The sequence below is a fragment of the Vibrio sp. 1562 genome, assembly GCF_033340155.1.
Lineage (GTDB): Bacteria > Pseudomonadota > Gammaproteobacteria > Enterobacterales > Vibrionaceae > Vibrio > Vibrio alginolyticus.
In genome coordinates, this window is record NZ_JAWOVY010000842.1 from 1 (window position 1) to 504 (window position 504).

The 504-nt window shown below is 41.3% G+C and carries 1 protein-coding gene; it reads left to right on the forward strand.

From position 1 onward, the window contains the following. A partial coding sequence (locus R7Z49_RS27980; RefSeq protein WP_318112919.1) for an IS630 family transposase occupies positions 1 to 438 on the forward strand: 438 nt, incomplete at its 5' end. Positions 439 to 504: the final 66 nt, after the last annotated feature.

Here is a 504-nt window from a genome sequence, read left to right on the forward strand (position 1 = left end):
CGTCTTAATATTATCGGTGCATTACCGCTTCAAAATATTGGCGCAACGGTGACAGAAACGTATGAGACGATAAACAGCGAGAGCATCGTTCGCTTCTTCTGGAAGCTCAAAAAGGAGCATTACCCGTTGGAGCAAAAAGTTCACCTAGTGCTTGATGGCGCCGCCTATCATCAGTCAGAGCTGGTGAGAAATGCGGCAAAAGTGCTCAATATTGAGCTTCATTACTTACCACCTTACAGTCCAAATTTAAATCCAATCGAGCGGCTTTGGAAAGTGATGAATGAGCATGTGAGGAACAATATTTACTTCTCCTCCAAGCCAGAATTTACTTCAGCCATCAAAGAGTTTTTCGATGTAACGCTACCAGAAGTTGCAGGCTCATTGTCATCCAGAATTACGGATGACTTTCAGATATTGAAACCTGCATCTTCAAGTTGAATGGGTATATATAATATGGGGCTTTAAGTTTAAGCTAAGGATTAAAATGAAATTAGGTATAGCTGC